Genomic DNA, 20,875 nt, shown 5'->3' with positions numbered 1-20,875 from the left:
TTCTCGAAGTCGGCCGGGGTGAGGACCTCGGACTCGTCGATGTAGTCGACACCGAGGGACTGCAGGATCTGGGCCTCGACGAAGTGGCCGATGCGGGCCTTGGCCATGACCGGGATGGACACGGCCGAGATGATGCTGTCGATCATGTCCGGGTCCGACATGCGCGAGACGCCGCCCTGGGCGCGGATGTCGGCGGGCACACGCTCGAGAGCCATGACCGCGACGGCGCCGGCGTCCTCGGCGATCTTGGCCTGCTCGGCGGTGACCACGTCCATGATGACGCCGCCCTTGAGCATCTCGGCCATGCCCCGCTTGACGCGTGCCGTGCCGGTAGTGGGGGTGGTGTCGGGGGTGCTCACAGCAAACTCCTGGGTTCTCGCCGGCTTCGGGAAAGTATCTGACACGCCGGGACCAGTTCAGCCCACCTCGGACTCGCACTGCCGCAGCGCGTGGCCAATTCTATGACGACGCCCCGACCCGCCCCATAGCCAGTGCCCCATACCTGGCCTGTTGTGGCGACCGTCATAGGACGACGCTCCTCGGGAACACACCTCAGCGGATCGCGCGAACCTCGGGTTCGTCGAGCCGGACCACCGCCACATTGGCCTCGTCGAGCAGCTCGGGCAGGTCCTGCGGGTACACGGCCTCGCCGCCGCTCTGGATGACCCGGATCTCGGCCGCGGTACACCACCGGTGCTCGATGATCGTGCGCTGCTCGAGTTCGGTGAAGCCTCCGCGATGCGGGACGAACTCCTCGGTCCGGACCGCGAAGAACAGTTCCTCCGATCGGATCAGTTCGCCGGCGAACGGGAAGATGGCCACCCGGCGCCACAACGGCCCCCGCAGCGCATCGGGCTCGACCGTGAGACCGGTCTCCTCGTGAATCTCGCGAACCGCGGCGGCGCGAAGGGTCTCCCCCGACTCGACGGCACCACCGATCGTGAACCAGAACGCCGTGTCGGGCTTCTCCGGATCGCGGCCGCGCACCAGCAACACCCGGCCGCGATCGTCGAGCATCACGACGCGAGCCGACGTCCGGACCTCGTCGAGTTGCAGGCCCGACGGCTCCGACCGTTCCGCGATCTCGAAGTATGTCGGCAGTGGCGCCGTGCCGCCCAGGTGCAGCCATCGGACCGGCCGCCGGGTCCGCAACGCGAGAGTGTCGCGCACCGCGTCGTTGTGGAACCGCCGTGCGATCAGTACGCGCGCCTCGGCATCCGCCAGTTCGGCTACCAACTGCGGTGGAAGCGCATGGGGATCGAGGGTCGCCAGGGCGCCCGAGAGCGCATTCTCCGCCGATTCCCGCTGCGTTCGCTCGGCACGCTCGGCCTGGCCCGCGAGCGTCGACAGACGCCTGCTCTCGGCGGGCGTCGACGCCATCGCCGCCGCGATCGCCCGGACGACGACCGCCCTGCGCGCCAACGCAGCATCGAGCGCCTGCCACGACAGATCGGAGCGAACGTGCAGGCGGTCCAGGCGGTTCGCCGTGCCGTACGCCCACGCCCCCACGACAGCGACGACGGCCGCGATCAACGCGAGGACCAGGATGGTCATAGCCGAGAAGGTCACGAACGCACCTCACGCACACCGGTCGAGCCGACGGTCACCGTCTCGTACACCCGCAGGATCTGCTCGGCCACCACCGGCCAGTCGTACTCGCCCACGACGACACTCGCAACGTCCGTCAGGGAGCGTCGACGGTCCTCGTCACCGAGCACGGAATCGATCGCGGCTGCGAGCGCCACCGAATCACCGATCGGGACGAGCAGACCCGCGGTGCCGTCGCGCAGAACGCGGCGGAACGCGTCGAGTTCGCTCGCGACGACGGGAGCTCCCGCCGCCATCGCCTCGACGAGCACGATTCCGAAGCTCTCGCCGCCCAAGTTGGGCGCGCAGTACACGTCGGCGCTGCGCAATGCCGACGCCTTCTCCGCGTCGCTCACCTGACCGAGGAGGCGCAGATGTCCGGCGTGGCGTCCGGCCTCCTTGCGGAGCTTCTCCTCGTCGCCGCGCCCGACCACGAGGATCTCGAGGTCCGGGTACTTCTCGACCAGCGCGGGCAGCGCGCCGAGCAGCACCGCCATGCCCTTGCGCGGTTCGTCGTAGCGGCCCAGGAACAGCACCGTCCGTCCGGGCCGCGGGTATCCGGGCAGTGGCGCGGCGTTCGCGAACGCCGGCACGTCGACGCCGTTGGGAATTTCCACGGCATCCGAGCCCAGGGATTCGACCTGCCACCGTCGGGCCAGTTCCGAAACCGCGATGCGGCCACTGATCTTCTCGAGGTACGGCTGGAGGACGCCCTGGAAGGTGCTGAGCACCAGCGACTTCGTGGTCGACGTGTGGAAAGTCGCGACGATCGGCCCCTCCGCGATCTTCATCGCGAGCATCGACAGGCTCGGCGCGTTCGGCTCGTGGATGTGCAGCACGTCGAAGTCGTTGTCGGCGATCCACCTCCGCACCCGCGAGTACGAGACGGGCCCGAACGTCAGCCGCGCGACCGATCCGTTGTAGGGAATCGCGACCGCACGGCCCGCCGAGACGACGAAGTCCGGCAGTTCCGTGCCCTCGGACGCCGGCGCCAGCACGCTCACCTTGTGTCCGCGCTCGATGAAGACCTGGGCGAGTTCGACGACATGCGCCTGCACACCGCCCGGCACGTCGAAGGAGTACGGGCAGACCATTCCGATCTTCATCGCGACTCCATGCGGGCACGACGAGACTCGGAGAGATCGTCGAGCCACAACGGCTGGAGCATGTGCCAGTCCGCGGGATGGGCGGCGATGTTGGCGGCGAATCGGTCGGCCAGCGCCTGCGTGGCGCCGTCGACCCCGACCGAGACGTCGATCGGGGGATCGACCGAGAAACCCCAGCCGCCGTCGGTGAACCAGCAGTGCACGGGCAGCAGCGCCGCGCCGGTTTCGATCGCGAGTTTGGCCGGGCCCGCAGGCATCCGGGTGGGCTCACCGAAGAAGGTGACCGGCACGCCCCTGGCCGCCAGGTCACGTTCACCCAGCAGGCACACGACCTTGTTGTCGCGCAGGCGTGTCGCGAGTGCCCCGAACGGCGGCGTCTCGCCACCGCTGAGCGGGAAGATCTCGAATCCGAGACCTTCCCGGTAGTCGACGAAACGCTGGTACAGCGACTCCGGCTTCAGCCGTTCGGCGACGGTCGACAGGCCGCCCCAGTTCTGGGTGCACCACACGCCGGCCATGTCCCAGTTCCCGCTGTGCGGCAACGCCAGGACCGCGCCCTTGCCCTCGGCCATCGCTCGTTCGAGGTACTCCTGCCCCTCGACACTCGAATCGATCGCCGCGGCGGTCGCCACCAGATCCATCGCCGGAAGACGGAAGGCCTCGCGCCAATATCGGGCGTACGACCGCAACGAATCCCGGATCAGGTCGTCCGGCACGTCCTCCGGAGCGACCGCCAACACGCGGGCGAGATTGCGCCGCAACTGCTGCGGTCCGCCGTGGTGGCGTGCAGCGAAATCCGCACCCGCATCGAAGATCGAGACGGCCAGCCGTTCGGGCAGCGCCCGAACCACCCGCCACCCGGCCGCGTAACCGAGGTCGGCAGCCCGCTCGGAGAGACTCACGACGACCCCTCCCCCGCACCGCGGGTCTGCTCGTCGTTCTTCGGCGCGATCGGCAGCAGGTCACGCGCACCCGCGGAGTTGCGCACCGCGAGGACTCGCTGGAACACCGTGACGATGCTCGCGGCGGCCAGGATCCACATCGCGACGTAGACCGCCCAGTGCAGCCACGCGATGTCGAAATGTCCTGCGATACCGGTCAGCCCAGCGCCCACGAGGACGATGATCAGCCGGTCCGGCCGCTCGATGAGGCCACCGTCCGCGGACAGACCGCTCGCCTCGGCACGGGCCTTGGCATACGAGATCACCTGCGAGCTCACGAGACAGATCAGGGTCGCGATAAACAGGCTCTTGCTGTTCTCGTGGTAGACGGCCCACCACGCGAGTCCCGAGAAGATGGCTCCGTCGGCGATCCGGTCGCACGTCGCGTCGAGCACTGCGCCGTAACGCGTTCCGCCCCCACGCGCGCGGGCCATCGCCCCGTCGAGCATGTCGAACATGACGAAGAACCAGATGAACATGGTTCCCCAGAACAAATGGCCGGAAGGGAACAGGGTCAGTGCGCCCGCGATGCTGGCGACCGTGCCGATCACCGTCACCGCGTCGGGTGTGAGCCCCGTCTTCACCAGCGCCTTGCCCATCGGCGCCGTCACCTTGGACACCGACGCACGCCCGAAGAAACTCAGCATCCCTCTCCCCCCTTTCGCGACCTACGGCGGTACCGCGCCCCAGCGGACCCCGCATCCGATCCTGCCATGCGATTTCCCCGCCGGCCCTTGGCGATCACTCGTCCCAGGCCCCCGCAAGCAATGCCCGTGTCTCGCGCAGCAACTGAGGCATCACCTTCGCGCCCCCCAGGACCGTGATGAAGTTCGCGTCGCCACCCCACCGCGGCACGATGTGCTGGTGCAGGTGTTCGGCGAGCGAACCGCCCGCCGCCGCACCGAGGTTGAGACCCACGTTGAACCCGTCCGGATTCGACACGCGCTTGATCACCCGGATCGCCCGCTGCGTGAACGCCATCAACTCGGCGCTCTCCGCCGGCGTGAGATCCTCGAGCGCCGCGACCCGGCGGTACGGCACCACCATCAGGTGGCCCGGGTTGTACGGGTACAGGTTCAGAACCGCGTACACCGCTTCGCCACGCGCGACGATCAGGCCTTCCTCATCGCTCATCTTCGGGATCTCGGTGAAGGGTCCCTCACTCGACTTCGACGCCTTGGGCGCCTCCGCGATGTACGACATCCGGTGCGGCGACCACAGTCGCTGCAACCGGTCCGGATCACCCGGACCTGTATCGACGAGTGTGCCGTTGTCCGTGTTGCCGTTCGCCTGGTCGGTCACTGCGCATCACCCACGAGTTCTGCTGTGGGCGAGGCGTTCTCGCGACGACCGATCCACGCCACGATCGTCTCGACCGCATCCGCGACCGGAACGCCGTTGACCTGGGTGCCGTCGCGGAAGCGGAAGCTGACCGCGCCCGCCTCGACGTCCCGCTCGCCCGCGAGCAACATGAACGGAACCTTCTGGGTGGTGTGGTTCCGGATCTTCTTCTGCATGCGATCGTCGCTGACGTCCACGTCGGCGCGCACGCCGGCGGCCTTGAGCTGCTTGACGACGTCGAACAGGTGATCCTCGAACGCCTCGGCGACCGGGATGCCGACCACCTGGACGGGCGCGAGCCAGGCCGGGAACGCGCCCGCGTAGTGCTCGGTGAGGACACCGAAGAACCGCTCGATCGAGCCGAACAGCGCGCGGTGGATCATGACCGGACGCTGCTTGGTGCCGTCGCTGCCGGTGTACTCGAGGTCGAACCGCTCGGGCAGGTTGAAGTCGAGCTGGATCGTCGACATCTGCCAGCTGCGACCCAGCGCGTCCTGCACCTGCACCGAGATCTTGGGGCCGTAGAACGCGGCTCCGCCCGGGTCCGGCACCAGGTTCAGGCCGGACGCCTCGCCGACCTCGCGCAGCGTCTCGGTGGCTTCCTCCCACAGCGCGTCGTCGCCCACGAACTTGTCGGGGTTCTTGGTCGACAACTCGAGGTAGAAGTCGTCGAGGCCGTAGTCCTTGAGCAGGCCGAGCACGAACTTCAGCGTCGTGGTCAGCTCGTCGCGCATCTGCTCCTTGGTGCAGTAGATGTGCGCGTCGTCCTGCGTCATGCCGCGGACTCGGGTGAGTCCGTGCACGACGCCGGACTTCTCGTAGCGGTATACCGAGCCGAACTCGAACAGCCGCAGCGGCAGCTCACGGTAGGAACGGCCGCGGGATCCGAACACGAGGTTGTGCATCGGGCAGTTCATCGGCTTGAGGTAGTAGTCCTGGCCCGGCTTGCGGACCGTGCCGTCCTCGTTCAGCTCCTCGTCGATGTGCATCGCCGGGAACATGCCGTCCTTGTACCAGTCCAGGTGACCGGAGACCTCGTACAGATGTCCCTTGGTGATGTGCGGCGAGTAGACGAACTCGTAGCCCTCCTCGACGTGCCGCTTGCGGGAGTAGTTCTCCATCTCCTGGCGGATGATGCCGCCCTTGGGATGGAACACCGGCAGGCCCGAGCCCAGCGCGTCCGGGAACGAGAACAGATCGAGTTCGGCGCCCACCTTGCGGTGGTCGCGGCGCTCGGCCTCGGCCAGCAGCTCGAGATGCTTGTCGAGCGCTTCGGTCGACTCCCACGCGGTGCCGTAGATGCGCTGCAGGTCCTCGCGGCTCTGATCGCCGCGCCAGTACGCCGCGGAGCTGCGGGTGATCTTGAACGCCGGGATGTACTTGGTGGTCGGGATGTGCGGACCGCGACACAGGTCCTTCCAGATCACCTCGCCGGTGCGCGGGTTGAGGTTGTCGTAGATCGTCAGCTCGCCGCCGCCGACCTCCATGACCTCGGGATCGTCGATGCCCGACTTGTCGTCGATGAGCTCGAGCTTGAACGGCTCGTTCGCGAGTTCGGTGCGGGCGTCGTCCAGATCGTCGACGACGCGGCGCGAGAAGCGCTGCGCGTCCTTGACGATCTTCTTCATCCGCTTCTCGAGCTTCGCCAGATCCTCCGGAGTGAACGGGCGCTCCACCTGGAAGTCGTAGTAGAAGCCGTCCTTGATCGGCGGACCGATGCCCAGTTTCGCCTCGGGGAACTCCTGCTGAACGGCCTGCGCCAGCACGTGGGCGGCCGAGTGCCGGATCACGCTGCGTCCGTCCTCGGTGTCGGCGGCGACGGCCTCGACCTCGACGTCGACGTCCGGCGTCCACGACAGATCCTTGAGGTTGCCTTCGGCATCACGGACGACGACGACCGCGTCGGGGCCCTTGCCGGGCAGCCCTGCGTCGCGCACCGCCGTGCCCGCAGTAGTCCCGGCGGGCACTTGGATGCGTGCGGCGGGGGTAACGGATGCGGGCGTGGTCACGGCGATGCGCTCCTAGGTATGAGGGTGCGCCCCCGGATAAGGGGCGATCCCATGTTATCGGCACGGCCGATCAACCCGTGGAACCGTCCCGCGGCCCGGCTGCTCGAGCGCTACAGCGGGCTCTCCAACCACGACTGTTCGAGGCCCACCCAACCACCGATCAATCCGAACGTCCCGAGGATCCACAGGGTCGCGAGCACGACGACGGTGGTGAACAGCAGCCCGAGGCCCTTGACGAAGGTGGACTGGTGGGAGAACCAGATCATGAACCGGTCGTAGCGGGCCCGGACCCAGTGGAGGAGCCGGTAGGCCCACGCGAACTCGGAGGCCAGGATGCCCAGCCCGGCGAACACGATCAGCCATCCCGGTCCGGGATACGGAATCGCCGCGATTCCGGCGGCGAGAACCAGAGCGCCGACGATCCCGACACCGATCCGGTAGACGAGATTCAACGTGGTGTTTCCGGCGATCCGCCGCCGCCACCGGAGCCATCGGTTCTCGGCTTCCTCGATCGGGTGGAATCCGTCGTGGTCGGACGCCGCCTCCAGCTCGCCGTCGTGCACCGGCTTGCTCACCGCCTGACCATCCATGCTTCTTCTACCCGCCGTCGCGTCGTCGTCCGCGCCGGTTCGCGCACCGGCGTACTTCGAGCGTACCGACGCTCGTACGCCTGCCGGCGCGGTGATTCGGGCGAAGCGGACTCCCCGGCATGCCCGTTCGGCAATAGTGAGCCGATGCCAACGATCAAGACGAAACGCGCCATCGCGACAGCCGCCGCGGCCGGCGGCCTGCTGGTCCTGACCGCCTGCGGCTCAGGATCGCCCGACGCCTCGGGCGGCCAACCGACGGGGATCAGCTCCCAGGGCACCGGCAAGGTCACGGGCACTCCCGACACCCTGACGGTCGTCCTCGGCGTGCAGACCCAGGCGCCCGAAGCGCAGGCCGCGCTGCAGGACAACTCGCAGACGGCCACCGCCCTGATCGACACCCTGAAGAGCAAGGGTGTCGCCGCCGAGGACATCCGGACCAGCGAACTGTCGGTCAATCCAACCTGGGAACAGAGCGGCAGGATCAACGGCTATCAGGTCTCCAACCAGGTGACCGCGACGCTGCACGACATATCCCAGGCCGGCGCGGTCATCGACGCGGCCGCCGCCGCCACCGGCGACGCCATTCGGGTGCAGCAGACGAGCTTCTCCATCTCCGACGACGGCGACCTGCGTGCCGAGGCGCGCGGTCGGGCGGTCCAGCAGGCCCAGGACCAGGCTCGGCAAATGGCGGACGCGGCCGGCGTGAAACTCGGGAAGGTGCGCTCGATCGTCGAGGTACCGCCGCAGGCACAGGGTGCGCAGAACCCGAACATGATGCGCAGCCCCAACGCCATGGCGTTCGATGCCGTACCGCTCGAGGCGGGCTCGCAGGAACTGACCGTGAACGTCGCGGTGACCTACGACATCGACTGATCCCCGCACGCGCTCGGACCTGCAACGAGCCGCGGGAACGAGAAAGGCCCCGTCCGCAATGCGGACGGGGCCTTTCTTCTGTGGTCCCGGCTGGGATCGAACCAGCGACCTTCCCGGTGTGAACGGGACGCTCTTCCACTGAGCCACGGGACCGAACCGCGCCGAATGCTCGCGGTCGAACGAGACGAAACACTAACACGCACTCGCGCCGAACACGAATCACCTGGTTGTCATTCATTTCGACGGCGCCAGGGCGGCCGCTGCCCGCCCGGCCGGAAGCCGGCCTCGACACCTCACGCGGCACTCCTCACGCACGCCCGCACACGTACACGCGCACGTGCAGGGGGAACTCCGGGCACCTCCTGCCCCCCCATTTCCCGGGCGGAGCGCACCCGCGGGATTCACCGAGGACGCCAGGCCGCCCCGCTTGACGGGACGACTCGTCGGTCCCTGGAAGTGGAACGCCTCGAGTGGGGCGCCTTCGAGAAGCCGGCCGACGCTCGCTCCCCGCGACCCGTCTCCCGGCAGCACCTCGCCCCTGGACTCCCGCGGAGTTCCGCCAGGAGGGCCCTCCGGAAGCCGTGGAGGGCGGATTTCGACGCGACAGGTCGGTTATCGCTCAGATCCATCGCGGAAACACCCTCGCGCAGAGCCCTGAAGATCCCCGTTTTCCGCTCTGACCTCGCGATTTGTGCCTTTCTCAAATGGTCCGCTAATGTTCTCACCGCACCGGGAAAGCGGAAACGCCGAACCGGAGCAGCACCGGAGAGGCCGAAACGCCCCACCGGAGCGAAATGCGGATGTAGCGCAGCTGGTAGCGCATCACCTTGCCAAGGTGAGGGTCGCGGGTTCGAATCCCGTCATCCGCTCGAGAGGTTGGACTCGACCTTTTATGGTGGAGTGGCCGAGTGGTGAGGCAACGGCCTGCAAAGCCGTGCACACGGGTTCGATTCCCGTCTCCACCTCGCGCGATTAGCTCAGCGGGAGAGCGCTTCCCTGACACGGAAGAGGTCACTGGTTCAATCCCAGTATCGCGCACCAAGTTTCGAGGCAGTATGCTGCTGAGGAACTTGAGTGTTACAACATGCGGATGTAGCGCAGCTGGTAGCGCATCACCTTGCCAAGGTGAGGGTCGCGGGTTCGAATCCCGTCATCCGCTCCAAGATCGGCCCCCGGGCCGGTCGGAGGGTCCCGATCACTCGGGGCCTTCGATCAAGTCCCGCGCGATTAGCTCAGCGGGAGAGCGCTTCCCTGACACGGAAGAGGTCACTGGTTCAATCCCAGTATCGCGCACCACCGAAAAGAGGCACCTCCCCCACGGAGGTGCCTCTTTTCGTATGTGACGCCGGATTCGTCGGCTGCGCCCGACTCGAACATGAGGAATCCCTCAGGTATCGTCGTCCGTACCATCCCCCCGATGGTGCGGAGCCCCAGCCATGACCCCCCATCCACGGCTGGGGCTCATCCAATTCCGGATCACCTAGGGGGCACCGGGCTCAGGAATCCTTCCTCGCCGCGAGCATCTGCTGGAACCACCGATACGAATCCTTCGGGGTCCGCACGAGTGTGTCGTAGTCCACATGCACCAGGCCGAACCGCTCCTGGTAACCGGCGGCCCACTCGAAGTTGTCGAGGATCGACCACACGAAGTACCCACGGACGTCGACGCCGGCATCCATCGCCGCGCGGACCGCGGTGAGATGGTCGGCGTGATAGGCGATGCGACGCTCGTCACGCACGCGGCCTGCCGAGTCCGGGTCCGGATCGTGGAACGAGCATCCGCTCTCCGTGATGTACACCGGCGGAAGTGCCGCGCCGAACCTGTCCCGGAAGATCGTCAGGATCTCGGTCAGTCCGTCGGGGACGATCGGCCACCCGAAATCGGTCTTCGGGTATCCCTCGAGTGCGACCGGCGCGAACGGCATGCCCGGGGGCAGGTCGACCTCGAGCACACCCTCCGAGCCTTCCCCCTCCTTCGGGGCACCGATCACGGTCGGCTCGTAGTAGTTGATCCCGAACCAGTCCAGTGGTTGCGCGATGACCGCCAGGTCGTCGTCGACCGGTCCGGTGAGCAGTGCCGCGAGTTCGTCCGCGGGGTACTTGCCCAGCAGCACCGGGTCGGCGAACGTCCAGTTGACGATGTGGTCGTAGATGTCCGCTGCCTCGACATCCGCTTCGGCGTCGGTCGCGGCATGCACCGGCGCATGATTCGACGCGATCCCGATGTTCGAACAGCCTGCAGAGCGCAGCGCCTGCACCGACAGTCCGTGTCCGAGCAGCTGGTGGTGCGCGGCCTGCAGAGCGCCGAACCCGAGTTCGAGTCCCGGCGCGTGGACACCGAGCGCGTGGCCGTAGAGGGTGTGGACGACCGGTTCGTTGAGCGGCATCCACATACCGACCCGGTCACCGAGCCGCTCCCCCACGATCGCCGCGTACTCGGCCAACCGATACGACGTCTCGCGGTTCAGCCAGCCGCCGGCGTCCTGCAACGCCTGCGGCAGATCCCAGTGGAACAGCGTGACCGCCGGAGCGATGCCGGAATTGCACAGTTCGTCGATCAACCGGTCGTAGAAGTCGAGCCCGGCCGCGTTCACCGCACCCTTGCCGTCCGGCTGGATCCGGGGCCACGCCACCGACAGCCGGTAGGAGTCGATGCCGAGATCGCGCATGAGCGCGACGTCCTCGCGGTAGCGGTGGTAGTGGTCGATCGCGATGTCGCCGGTCTCACCTCGGACGACTTTCCCTGGGATCGAACAGAACTCGTCCCAGATCGAACGGCCCCTGCCGTCCTCGCCGACCGCCCCCTCGACCTGGTATGCCGCTGCCGCGACACCGAAAACGAAGTCGCCGGGAAACTCTGGAAACGAATGCTCTGCCGCCATGATGAGCAGTGAAGCAGAGAACGCCACGAAACGGAGCTGATTGTTGGACACTCGTTCAGTGATTCGAAACACGAAAACCCTTAGTGGGGCGAGAGTCTCGGCGGCTGTCGCGTTCGGCTTGCAGGGGTTCCTGCTGGCCGTGCTGCTCACCCAGCTTCCGCAGTTCAAGGACGACCTCGGCTTCAGCGACACCCTCGTCGCCGTGACCGTCGTCGGTATCTCGATCGTCGCCGGCGTGGGCAGCGTCCTGGCCGAGCAACTCGCGAAGGCCACCTCGAGCCGGACGACGCTGCGTACAGGCCTGTTCGTCATCGCGGTCGGCGGTGCGGTCATCGCGCTAGCGACGTCGACACCGGCCTTCCTCGCGGCGTTCGCGCTGTACGGCATCGGGCTCGGCATCGTGGACGCGGCCGCCAACATGCAGGCGGTGTCCATTCAGCACGCCTACGGCCGGGTCATCCTCTCGTCGTTCCACGCGTCGTGGAGCGTCGGCGCAATCGTCGGCGCCGGCTATGTCGCGGCATGCTCGGCACTCGACCTGTCGGTCGAGCTCTCCGTCCTCGTCGGCGCCGCACTGGTGGCCGCGATCTGCGCGGGGATCGGACCGCGCCTGCTGCGCACCGGGCACGAACGTGCCGCGACGTCGGTGACCGCACCGCTGACCGTGCCGTTGCGCCCGTTCCTGGCGCTCGGCATCGCGATGATGCTCTTCTACGCGATCGACTTCGGTATCGGCACCTACTCGCCGCTGTATCTCAAGGAGGTCCTGCTCTCCGATGCCGGGACAGCGGCCCTCGCGATGGGCGCGTACCAGGTGACCGCGCTGATCTCGCGCCTCACCGGCGACTACTGGGTGCGCCGGTTCGGTGAGATCGCGGTCGTCCGAGTCGGTGCCGCGATCAGCGTGGCCGGTCTGCTGGTCGCAGTCCTGGCGCCCTCCCCCGCGGTGGCGATCGCCGGATTCTTCATCGTCGGCCTCGGTGCCCCCGTCATCGCGCCGCTCAGCTTCAGTGCCGCCGGACGACTGGCGCCACCCGATCAGACCGACGCCGTGATCGCTCGCATCAACCTGTTCAACTACGCGGGCACGGTGATCGCCGGCGGCGTCATCGGCGGGATCGCGGCGCTGTCCGACCTCCGGATCGGGTTCGTGGCGCCACTGTTGTTCGCGGTCGCGTTGTTCCTGCTCGCGCCCGCTTTCGCCCCGACGCGTTCCCGGTCCGGCGACGCCGAGACCGAGTCCGCGCCCACCGGCGCGTGACCGGAGCCGTCCCGGAAAGTGGTGTACTTACCGGGACGGACCCGACGGACCCGAGGTGAAGCTGTGACGATTTCCGTGGACCGCGCCGGACTGTGGGACGCAGAGGCGCTCGCCGACGTCGCCGCGGTGACCTTCCCGCTCGCGTGCCCCCCGCACGCCACCAAGGAGGACATCGCGGCGTTCATCGACGAGGTGCTCTCCGCCGAGAAGTTCAGCGAATACCTGACCGACCCGTCGCGCACGGTCCTCAAGGCGACCACGGGCGGGGAGATCGTCGGCTACGTGATGCTCGTCGACGGAACACCAGAGGACGACGACATCCGGTCCGCGCTGTCGCTGCGCCCGACGACGGAGATCAGCAAGCTGTACGTGCTGCCGGACCGGCACGGTTCGGGCGTCTCCGTGGCGCTGATGGATGCGGCGGTCGATCATGCCCGCAACGCGAACTGCGCCGGCGTGTGGCTCGGCGTCAACCAGGAGAACGAGCGGGCGCAGCGGTTCTACGTCAAGAACGGATTCGAGAAGGTCGGGACCAAGACCTTCCGGGTGGGCGCCCAGACCCACCACGACTTCGTGATGCAGCGCAGCCTCTGACGGCCGCGCCGCATCACGAAGGTTCGATCAGGCCGCGACCTCGAAACGCGAGAGCGCGAGCAGGCGCGACGTCGCGCGCAGGTACTTCTTCTTGTAGCCGCCGGCCAACATTTCCGGGGTGAAGATCTCGTCGAGCTTCGCGCCCGACACCGTGACCGGGATGCTGGCGTCGTACAGACGGTCGGCGAGGACCACCAGGCGCAGCGCGACCGACTGGTCGGAGGCCGGATGGACACCCTTGATGAACACCGCGGGAATGCCCTCGATCAACTTGCCGTAGCGCGAGGGGTGCAGCGTGCTCAGGTGCGCGCACAGCTCGTCGAAGTCATCGAGCGTTGCCCCGTCGATCGCGTCGGCGCGCTCGATCAGATCGGCGTCGTCGGTCGGCTCGGGGGCCGGCGGCAGGTCGCGGTGGCGGTAGTCCGGACCGTCGACGCGGATGGTCTCGAAGATCGAACCGAGCTTCTTGATCTCACGCAGGAAGTCCTGCGCCGCGAAGCGGCCCTCGCCCAGCTGACCGGGCAGGGTGTTCGACGTCGCGACGATCGACACGCCGCGCGCCGACAGTTCGGTCAGCAGACGTGAGACGAGCATCGTGTCGCCCGGATCGTCGAGCTCGAACTCGTCGATGCACAGCACGCTGTGCGAGGACAGTTCCTCGACGGCCTTGTTGAACCCGAGAGCACCGACGACGTGCGTCAGCTCGACGAACGTGCCGAACGCCTTGGGCGACGGCGAGCTGTGGAAGATCGAGGCGAGCAGGTGGGTCTTGCCGACACCGAAGCCGCCGTCGAGGTACAGACCGGCACCGGTGGACGGCGCCTTCTTGCCGAACAGTCCACGGCGTCCACCACTCCGGATCTTGGCGACCTTGCCCGAGAACTCCTCGGCCTTGGCGACCGCGGCGGCCTGGCTCGGCTCCTTCGGATCGGGAATGTAGGACGCGAAACTGACCTCGTCGAACATCGCCGGGGGCACCATCTGAGCAACCAATTGATCGGCCGGCACCACCGGATTGCGATCGACAAGACGTGCATGCATGCACTGAGCGTATCGACGTGCTGTGATCGAACACGTGCACCGTCTCGATATTGCGACCTACCTCACACGGGATGAAGGCAGCAGCGCGCGGCCGCCGGAGCTGAGCGACGACGACCTCCGTTCACTGTACGGATATCCGGACCAACTCGGCAGCCCTTGGATCCGCGCCAATTTCGTCGCGAGCGTCGACGGCGCCGTGTCCGTCGACGGTGTCAGCGCCGGACTCGGCACGCCCGCCGACAAGCGCGTGTTCACGGTGCTGCGCGAACTCGCCGACGTCATCGTGGTCGGCGCGGGCACCGCACGCAGCGAGAACTACGGGGGCGCCCGCACCGACACCGAGCTGGCCGCTCGACGGGAGCGATCCGGCCTGTCCGCGGTCCCGCCGATCGCGGTCGTCACAGCCGGCGCCCGACTGGATCCCGCATCGCGGCTGTTCACCGACACCACCGTCCCACCGCTGGTCCTGACCTCCGCGGGCGCCGATGCCGCACGCCTGCAGCGCCTTCGCGACGCCGGCGCCGACGTCGAGATCGTCGCCGAGCATGAGGTTCACGGAACGGATCTCGTGCGCGCCCTCGACCGCCGGGGGCTGCGGCGCGTGCTGTGCGAGGGCGGTCCCGGGCTGTTCGGCAACCTCGTCGCCGACGGCGTCGTGAACGAGCTGTGCCTGACGACGTCGCCGTTCCTGGTCGGCGGCGACGCCGGCCGGATCTCACTCTCCCCCACTGCCGTTCCGACGGCGATGACCCGAGGGCACGTGCTGGCCGACGCCGACGGCACGCTACTGACCCGGTGGGTACGGGCGTGACCGGTCACCGACCTGGCAGGCTGTCCGGCATGCGGAGAATCGGGATCGTCGCGATCGTGCTGGCCGTGTGCACCGCGTGCGGCGCGGGACCGTCGATCCGCCCGGACGTCGCGGTCGTCGAGCACGGCAGCGGATCCGCGCCGACGTCGGATTCGACGCCGGACGCGCCCGTGTTGCAGACGCCGACCCGCGATCTGGCGTGGTCCGACTGCACCGCGGCCACACTCACGCGGCTGGGGCTCGGCGCGGGACCCGCCGGTCTCGTCCTCGAATGCGGCAGCTACACCGCGCCGGTAGACCCGAGCGGCCCGGCCTCCGGCGCGATCGAGGTGGGCGCGCTACGCGCGCGGCTCGCCGCGACACCCGCCGATGCCGCCCCGCTCGTGCTCACCTCCGGCTCGGACATCGCGTCGGCGACGACGCTGGCCGCACTCGCCGCAGGCCCTGCGGCGGGCCTGCTCGAGCGGCATCCGATCGTGGCGATCGACCGGCGCGGCACCGGGTCGTCGACGCCGATCGACTGCGGCCGGACGTTCGATCGTCGTGTCCTCGCCGATCTCGGCCAGTCCGGCGGCGGCCCCGCCGACGCCGATCGGGTCGCAGAAGCGAGTCGTCACGCCACCACTGCCTGCACCGACACGCTGCAACCCGCCGAACTCGCCTTCGACACCGGCCATGCGGCGGACGACCTCGAACAGTTGCGCCGCACGTGGCAGGTCGACCGGCTGGGGCTGATCGGCACCGGGAACGGGGCGTCGGTCACGTTGGCGTACGCCGCGCGCTACCCGGACCGCGTCGGGCGGCTCGTGCTGGACTCGCCGCCCGCGACCACCGCGAACGCGGCAACCGTCGGCGAACAGCGCGTGCAGGGGCAGGAGGCCGCACTCACGGCCTTCGCCCGCCGCTGCGCCGCCCTCACCTGCTCCCTCGGCCCCGATCCGACCGCCGCCGTGATCTCGCTGCGCGACAAGGCGGCCACGGGCGGCGTGGGGACGGTGTCGGCGAGCGCGTTGCTCACGACGATCACGGCGTTCCTCGGCTCGCCCCGCAGCGATCAGCCGGACCGGGTCCGGGAGCTGTCCGACGTCCTCGCCGCTGCCGGGTCCGGCGACCCGGCTCCGTTGTCGGGTCTGGTCGCCGCGACCGAAGCGACGGTCGGCACCGACGGCCAGTTCGTCGCCCGGTGCAGCGACGGCCAGCAGTGGCCCGGGCCCGGCCGTGTCCGGGAACTGCAGACCGAGTGGGGCGCCCGCTACCCCACGTTCGGGTCGGATGCGGCCCTCGCCTTGCTGCGGTGTTCGGCATGGCCGACGATGCCCCCGCCGGCGCTGCCGAGCAGCATCCCGATCCCGGTCCTGGTGCTGTCCGGCGCGGCGGACCCGATCGTCGGCAACGCCGGGCTGCCGACCGTGACGGGCACGCTCACGAGCGCGGGCGCGAAGTGGTCCGGCATCTCGTGGGAGGGGTACGGCCATCCGGTGACGACCCATTCGGACTGTGCGCGCCAATTCCTCTCGCGCTACCTCGAATCCGGAGCCCTGCCGCCGAACGCGGGTGTGTGCCCCGCGTGACCGTACGGGGTGGCCGACCCCGACAATCACGGCGGCGGTGTACCGTGCCGTAGTGTTCCTTCGACGATTCGAGCCGCGTACGGGCCGCACCACCGCCGAGGTCATCAATTTCGTCATGTGGCCTCTGGCCGTCATGACCGTGATCCACCGGATAGTCGTCAAGGCTGTCAACGGTTCGATCACCGACGACTACGCGCCGGTCTACAACGCGGCACTGGCCTTCCTGAATCGTCAGGACGTCTACACCGCCAACTTCAACTCGGTGGACCCGCACTACCTCTACCCCCCGAGCGGCACCATGTTGCTCGCGCCGATCGCGGTCCTCGATCCGGAGAAGTCCCGCTGGCTGTTCATCCTGGCCAACGCGATCGCGGTGATCATCGCGCTGTTCGTCCTGCTGAAGATGTTCGACCTCGCGTGGAACTCGATCGCCGCGCCGATCCTGATCTTCGCCGCGTTCTCCACCGAGACGGTGTCGAACACCCTGATCTTCTCGAACATCAACGGCCTCGTCCTGCTCGCCGAGGTGTCTTTCCTCGCGCTGCTGTTGCGCCGCCGGGATCTGTGGGCGGGCACGGCGATCGGACTCACCTTCGCGATCAAGCCGATCCTCGCGCCACTGCTGCTGCTGCCGCTGGTTCGTGGCCAGTGGAAGGTGTTCGTCACCGCGATCGGCATCCCGCTGGTCCTCATGGCGGTGGCGTGGCCCCTGGCCGCCGACCCGATGGCGTATATCGAGCACACGCTGCCGTACCTGTCGGAGTCCCGCGACTACTTCAACAGCGCGATCGTCGGCAACGGCACCTACTTCGGACTGCCGGACGCGATGATCTGGGCACTTCGGATCGCGTTCGCGGCGATGGGCGCCGTGTCGCTGTGGCTGCTGTACCGCTACTACCGCCACGACGAACTGTTCTACGTGACCACGACGGCGGGCCTGCTGATGGTGGGATCGTTCCTGCTGCTGTCGCTGGGACAGATGTACTACTCGATGCTGCTGTTCCCGCTGCTGATGACAGTGGTGCTGCGCAACAGCGTGATGCGGAACTGGCCGGCGTGGCTCGCGGCGTACGGATTCCTCAGCGCCGACGCCTGGTTCTCGACCCGGTTCGTGGAGGAGGGCCGCGCCGTCGAGTACCTCAAGCCCACGTACGGCTGGAGTCTGCTGATCATCGTGATCTTCTCGGTGCTGGTCAATCGCTACTTCACCGCGAAGCGCGAGGGTCGGCTCGACAAGGGGATCGATCCGGACTTCCTGGTCGACGCCGACGGCCGTCCCGACTCCACGGTGCCCGCGAAGGTCTGAGCCGCGGGGCCGGACGTATTAGCGTGGTGCCATGAGTTCCACACAGGATTCCGGCCTGCCCGAACCGAAGTTCCGTCGCAACGACGGCGAGTGGCGCGCGCACCTCACGCCCGAGGAGTACCGCGTCCTCCGGCAGGCGGGCACCGAGCCGCCGCACGTCGGCGAGTACACGGACACCAAGACCGAGGGCGTCTACCGCTGCCGGGCGTGCGGGGCGGAGTTGTTCCGCAGCACCGAGAAGTTCGATTCGCACTGCGGGTGGCCGTCGTTCTTCGACCCGGCCGACTCCGACGCGGTGATTCTGCGCGCCGACGACACGCTGGGCATGCACCGCGTCGAGGTGCTGTGCAGCAACTGTCACAGCCACCTCGGTCACGTCTTCGAGGGTGAGGGCTACCCCACCCCGACCGACCAGCGGTACTGCATCAACAGCATCTCGCTCACGCTGCAGCCGGCCGAGGGAGAGGGATAACCGCTCCGCCCGAACACTGATGCCCCGTCGATCCCGGCGATCGGCGGGGCAGTTTTCCGAAACACTATCTTGCTTACCAAGATAGTGCTATCTTGCTGTGCATGAGTCCTTCGGTCGAGCGCCGCAGCCTGATCCTGCGGGGAGTGCTCGATCTCTGCCTGCTCGCTCTGCTTCAGGAAGAACCCGTCTACGGCTACGAACTCACCGAGCGACTGGCCGAGCGGGACCTACTGGTCGCGGGAGGTTCGTCCTACCCGCTGCTCGCCCGTCTCGAGAAGGCCGGATTGGTCGAATCCGAAAGCCGCCGATCCGATGCGGGGCCGCCACGGAAGTACTACTCGTTGACCGACTACGGCCGGACGGCGCTCGCGGAGGGCACCGCCGAGTGGTTCACCGTGGCCAAGAGTGTCACCGCACTACTGGATCCGATCTCGGAAACCACATCAGGGGAGGAAATTGAATGATCGAGGTAAACAGCGAGCACACGGACCCCTCAGGGCCGGATTCGACTCGGAAGATCCAGCGGGATGCCAGGCGCGTCTGGCGCCGGGCGGCCGTGCGACCCGCCGACCGCCGCGCCCTGCTCACCGAACTGTCGGAAGAACTCGCCGCGGCCGACGCGGACGGACTGCCGGCGAGCGCGGTTGTCGGCGAGGACCCCTCGGCAACGCTGCAGCAGTGGGCCGACGAACGCGGGTTGTCCGGGCGAGCGCTGCGCCTCGGCATCGTCCTGACCGCCGGACTCATCGGCGTCGGTGTCGGTTTCGCATTCCTGGGGGTGATTCTCTACGTGGGATTCACAACGGGTGAACTGCAAATCGAGCCGACGTACCTGATCGTCGGCATGTACGCGGCGGCCGGCCTGCTCGCGTATCTACTAGCGGTCAACTGCACGTTCGTGATGCTGCGCTGGGTAGGTGATCCCCGCTCCGGCAGCACCACGCGGTGGCTCGCCGCCCTCCTGCCCGCCGGCGCCGCGGTCGCGACGGCGGCGGGTGTCGGGGTGGCATATGCCCTCGGGTTCACTACCGAGCCCATCACCTTCGTCACGACGATCGGCGCGGTATGCATCACACTCGCGGCGACGGCGGCCGCGGCCCGCTACTGGGCGACCCGCCCCCGTGCTGCGAGCGAGTTGAGCACGGCGGCAGCCTGATCCGCGCCGTCGACGGTGACGGTGAACTTCGAACCGTCACCGCGGGTCACGCGCAGCGCCTCACCCGGTCGCACGAGTAGTCCGACACCGTCGGGGCCGACCCGGTAGCCGATGCCGCCGTAGCGGTTGATCAGCCCGATCTTCACGACATCCGCGCGGGCGATCTCGTCGAGCGGGATCCGGCGTCGGCCCCCGGTGAGCACATACCTCGTCTCGAGCCCGCGGCCGTCCACCACGACGTGCACGGGCGCGAGCGCGAGCCCCATCAGGATCGCGCCGACGACCGCCGCGACGAGCAGCATCGGCACCGCGTCCTCGGACGCCATCCAGACGGCGGACACGACGATCACGACCGGCACCAGCGCGAGCACCACGGCGAGCCAGCGCGGCATCGACGCCGTGCCCGTCCACACGACGGTCTCGGTGTCGGCGAGATCCATCCGCGCCGCATCCGACGGCGGAGCGACAACGACGGCGCCTACCGGGTCGGGGCGCCCGACCAGCGCGGACCCGACGACCGCAGCGACGACGCCGACGAGAACCGTCGGCACCAGCCACCACCCCGCGAACGATGCCGCGGCGGCGTCGGCGAGCCCGCGCTGGGATTCGAGCATGCCGACCGGCAGGACCGCGACGGCAGTTCCGGTGCCGGAGGCGATCGCCGCCCCGAGTCGGGCCGCCCGCACGTCGCGCCGCGTGAGCAGCAGCAGGATTCCGCCGAGCAGCACTGCGAACGCGAGACCGAGCATCGGCGACCACTGCGCGGCGCTGCTCGAGGCGAATCCGTCCGCCTCCCCGCCGGGCCCGAAGTGCACCGCTACCGGATCGGGCAGGTCTCCGGACCACGCCGCCAGTACCGCGATCGAACCCGCCGCCGCGACAACCGGGATCAGCAACGCACCGGCGAGCCCGCGGACCCACGAAACCGTCTGCGCCTGAATCGAGTCGTTCATGCCATCTCCTTCTTCACCAGATCCAGCAGGTCGGCCGCGCTCATGCCGTGACGTTTCGCCTCCGCGACGAGGCCGCGGACCGCCTCCTGCAACCGACCGCGGATCGAGGCGTCCTCTGCGACCACGGCACCGCGACCACGGCGAAGTTCGATGAGGCCCTCGTCGCGCAGCAGTTGGTATCCGCGGAGCACGGTGTGGATGTTGACGTCCAGCGACGTCGCGAGATCCCGGGCGGACGGCAGCCGCTCCCCGGCCGCGACCGAGCCGTCGGCAATGGCACCGCGCACGGAAGCGGCGAACTGCTCGTACAGCGGTACGGCGGACGACTGATCGATACGGATGAGCACACACCCACCCTATTGTTCTAGTTCAAATAGAACA

The 20,875-nt window shown here is 68.2% G+C and carries 21 protein-coding genes and 6 tRNA genes; 14 read left to right on the top strand and 13 right to left on the bottom strand.

What is annotated here, in order from left to right:
• From LCL87_RS20490 to LCL87_RS20455, 8 genes are all read right to left on the bottom strand, one after another.
• Positions 1 to 359, bottom strand: a 359-nt coding sequence (locus LCL87_RS20490) for a beta/alpha barrel domain-containing protein (protein WP_510850825.1), incomplete at its 3' end; no start/stop codon positions are given.
• A gap of 193 nt (positions 360 to 552) precedes the next feature.
• The gene (locus LCL87_RS20485) at positions 553 to 1,569 is read right to left on the bottom strand and encodes an NUDIX domain-containing protein (protein WP_225023277.1); all 1,017 of its coding nucleotides are present in this window, start codon (positions 1,567 to 1,569) and stop codon (positions 553 to 555) included.
• On the bottom strand, positions 1,566 to 2,693 hold the full coding sequence (locus tag LCL87_RS20480) for a glycosyltransferase family 4 protein (protein WP_225023276.1): 1,128 nt from the start codon (positions 2,691 to 2,693) through the stop codon (positions 1,566 to 1,568). The genes LCL87_RS20485 and LCL87_RS20480 overlap by 4 nt, the downstream gene beginning before the upstream one ends.
• A complete protein-coding gene (locus tag LCL87_RS20475; RefSeq protein WP_225023275.1) occupies positions 2,690 to 3,595 on the bottom strand; it encodes a phosphatidylinositol mannoside acyltransferase in 906 nt (301 codons plus the stop codon). Before LCL87_RS20475 ends, LCL87_RS20480 begins: the two co-directional genes overlap by 4 nt.
• Positions 3,592 to 4,281, bottom strand: a complete 690-nt coding sequence (gene pgsA, locus LCL87_RS20470) for a phosphatidylinositol phosphate synthase (protein ID WP_225023274.1) — start codon at positions 4,279 to 4,281, stop codon at positions 3,592 to 3,594. Before pgsA ends, LCL87_RS20475 begins: the two co-directional genes overlap by 4 nt.
• 94 nt (positions 4,282 to 4,375) lie before the next feature.
• Positions 4,376 to 4,936, bottom strand: coding sequence for an ATP adenylyltransferase (locus LCL87_RS20465; protein ID WP_225023273.1), 561 nt, complete (start codon positions 4,934 to 4,936; stop codon positions 4,376 to 4,378).
• Positions 4,933 to 6,984: a threonine--tRNA ligase gene (thrS, locus tag LCL87_RS20460; RefSeq protein WP_225023272.1), complete on the bottom strand. Its 2,052-nt coding sequence runs from the start codon at positions 6,982 to 6,984 to the stop codon at positions 4,933 to 4,935. Before thrS ends, LCL87_RS20465 begins: the two co-directional genes overlap by 4 nt.
• A gap of 110 nt (positions 6,985 to 7,094) precedes the next feature.
• The gene (locus tag LCL87_RS20455; RefSeq protein ID WP_237692535.1) at positions 7,095 to 7,574 is read right to left on the bottom strand and encodes a TIGR02611 family protein; all 480 of its coding nucleotides are present in this window, start codon (positions 7,572 to 7,574) and stop codon (positions 7,095 to 7,097) included.
• A 144-nt stretch (positions 7,575 to 7,718) separates the two neighbouring features.
• Between LCL87_RS20455 and LCL87_RS20450 the strand changes: the two genes are divergently transcribed.
• Positions 7,719 to 8,447 (top strand): SIMPL domain-containing protein, encoded by a 729-nt coding sequence (locus LCL87_RS20450; protein ID WP_225023270.1) that lies wholly within the window; start codon positions 7,719 to 7,721, stop codon positions 8,445 to 8,447.
• An 81-nt stretch (positions 8,448 to 8,528) separates the two neighbouring features.
• On the opposite strand, the gene LCL87_RS20445 is transcribed toward LCL87_RS20450, so the two are convergent.
• Positions 8,529 to 8,600, bottom strand: a tRNA-Val gene (locus LCL87_RS20445).
• A gap of 643 nt (positions 8,601 to 9,243) precedes the next feature.
• Between LCL87_RS20445 and LCL87_RS20440 the strand changes: the two genes are divergently transcribed.
• From LCL87_RS20440 to LCL87_RS20420, 5 genes are all read left to right on the top strand, one after another.
• Positions 9,244 to 9,316 (top strand) — tRNA-Gly (locus LCL87_RS20440).
• Positions 9,317 to 9,341: 25 nt separating this feature from the next.
• A tRNA-Cys gene (locus tag LCL87_RS20435) sits at positions 9,342 to 9,412 on the top strand.
• Position 9,413: 1 nt separating this feature from the next.
• Positions 9,414 to 9,488 (top strand) — tRNA-Val (locus tag LCL87_RS20430).
• A 45-nt stretch (positions 9,489 to 9,533) separates the two neighbouring features.
• A tRNA-Gly gene (locus LCL87_RS20425) sits at positions 9,534 to 9,609 on the top strand.
• Between the two features lie 59 nt (positions 9,610 to 9,668).
• A tRNA-Val gene (locus LCL87_RS20420) sits at positions 9,669 to 9,743 on the top strand.
• Positions 9,744 to 9,943: 200 nt separating this feature from the next.
• Here LCL87_RS20420 and LCL87_RS20415 read toward each other — a convergent pair.
• Positions 9,944 to 11,329, bottom strand: coding sequence for a GH1 family beta-glucosidase (locus LCL87_RS20415; RefSeq protein WP_225023264.1), 1,386 nt, complete (start codon positions 11,327 to 11,329; stop codon positions 9,944 to 9,946).
• A gap of 58 nt (positions 11,330 to 11,387) precedes the next feature.
• Here LCL87_RS20415 and LCL87_RS20410 point away from each other — a divergent pair, with 58 nt between their 5' ends.
• Positions 11,388 to 12,590: an MFS transporter gene (locus tag LCL87_RS20410; protein ID WP_225023262.1), complete on the top strand. Its 1,203-nt coding sequence runs from the start codon at positions 11,388 to 11,390 to the stop codon at positions 12,588 to 12,590.
• Between the two features lie 63 nt (positions 12,591 to 12,653).
• Complete coding sequence (locus LCL87_RS20405; RefSeq protein WP_225023254.1) at positions 12,654 to 13,184, top strand: GNAT family N-acetyltransferase; 531 nt, start codon at positions 12,654 to 12,656, stop codon at positions 13,182 to 13,184.
• Between the two features lie 27 nt (positions 13,185 to 13,211).
• Here the strand turns inward: LCL87_RS20405 and zapE are convergent, their stop codons facing one another.
• Positions 13,212 to 14,225, bottom strand: a complete 1,014-nt coding sequence (gene zapE, locus LCL87_RS20400) for a cell division protein ZapE (protein WP_225023252.1) — start codon at positions 14,223 to 14,225, stop codon at positions 13,212 to 13,214.
• Positions 14,226 to 14,259: 34 nt separating this feature from the next.
• Here zapE and LCL87_RS20395 point away from each other — a divergent pair, with 34 nt between their 5' ends.
• The 6 genes from LCL87_RS20395 (at position 14,260) to LCL87_RS20370 (ending at position 19,541) form a co-directional block, all read left to right on the top strand.
• Positions 14,260 to 15,036 carry a pyrimidine reductase family protein gene (locus tag LCL87_RS20395; protein WP_225023245.1) on the top strand — a complete coding sequence of 259 codons (777 nt, stop codon included), beginning with the start codon at positions 14,260 to 14,262 and terminating at the stop codon, positions 15,034 to 15,036.
• A gap of 29 nt (positions 15,037 to 15,065) precedes the next feature.
• The gene (locus LCL87_RS20390) at positions 15,066 to 16,607 is read left to right on the top strand and encodes an alpha/beta hydrolase (RefSeq protein ID WP_225023243.1); all 1,542 of its coding nucleotides are present in this window, start codon (positions 15,066 to 15,068) and stop codon (positions 16,605 to 16,607) included.
• 52 nt (positions 16,608 to 16,659) lie between these two features.
• Positions 16,660 to 17,913, top strand: a complete 1,254-nt coding sequence (locus tag LCL87_RS20385) for a glycosyltransferase family 87 protein (RefSeq protein WP_510850824.1) — start codon at positions 16,660 to 16,662, stop codon at positions 17,911 to 17,913.
• A gap of 31 nt (positions 17,914 to 17,944) precedes the next feature.
• Complete coding sequence (gene msrB, locus LCL87_RS20380) at positions 17,945 to 18,385, top strand: peptide-methionine (R)-S-oxide reductase MsrB (protein WP_225023239.1); 441 nt, start codon at positions 17,945 to 17,947, stop codon at positions 18,383 to 18,385.
• Between the two features lie 101 nt (positions 18,386 to 18,486).
• Positions 18,487 to 18,849 (top strand): PadR family transcriptional regulator, encoded by a 363-nt coding sequence (locus tag LCL87_RS20375; RefSeq protein ID WP_225023237.1) that lies wholly within the window; start codon positions 18,487 to 18,489, stop codon positions 18,847 to 18,849.
• Entirely contained in the window at positions 18,846 to 19,541 is a 696-nt protein-coding gene (locus tag LCL87_RS20370) for a hypothetical protein (RefSeq protein ID WP_225023235.1), read from the top strand. Before LCL87_RS20375 ends, LCL87_RS20370 begins: the two co-directional genes overlap by 4 nt.
• On the opposite strand, the gene LCL87_RS20365 is transcribed toward LCL87_RS20370, so the two are convergent.
• Positions 19,487 to 20,494, bottom strand: a complete 1,008-nt coding sequence (locus LCL87_RS20365) for a DUF1648 domain-containing protein (protein WP_225023234.1) — start codon at positions 20,492 to 20,494, stop codon at positions 19,487 to 19,489. The genes LCL87_RS20370 and LCL87_RS20365 overlap by 55 nt on opposite strands.
• A complete protein-coding gene (locus tag LCL87_RS20360; protein ID WP_225023232.1) occupies positions 20,491 to 20,841 on the bottom strand; it encodes a GntR family transcriptional regulator in 351 nt (116 codons plus the stop codon). The genes LCL87_RS20365 and LCL87_RS20360 overlap by 4 nt, the downstream gene beginning before the upstream one ends.
• Positions 20,842 to 20,875 lie beyond the last annotated feature (34 nt).

The sequence above is a fragment of the Prescottella equi genome (genome assembly GCF_020171745.1).
Lineage (GTDB): Bacteria > Actinomycetota > Actinomycetes > Mycobacteriales > Mycobacteriaceae > Prescottella > Prescottella equi_A.
Note: the sequence above shows the minus strand (reverse complement) of the source record. Positions and strands in the feature narration are given on the sequence as shown.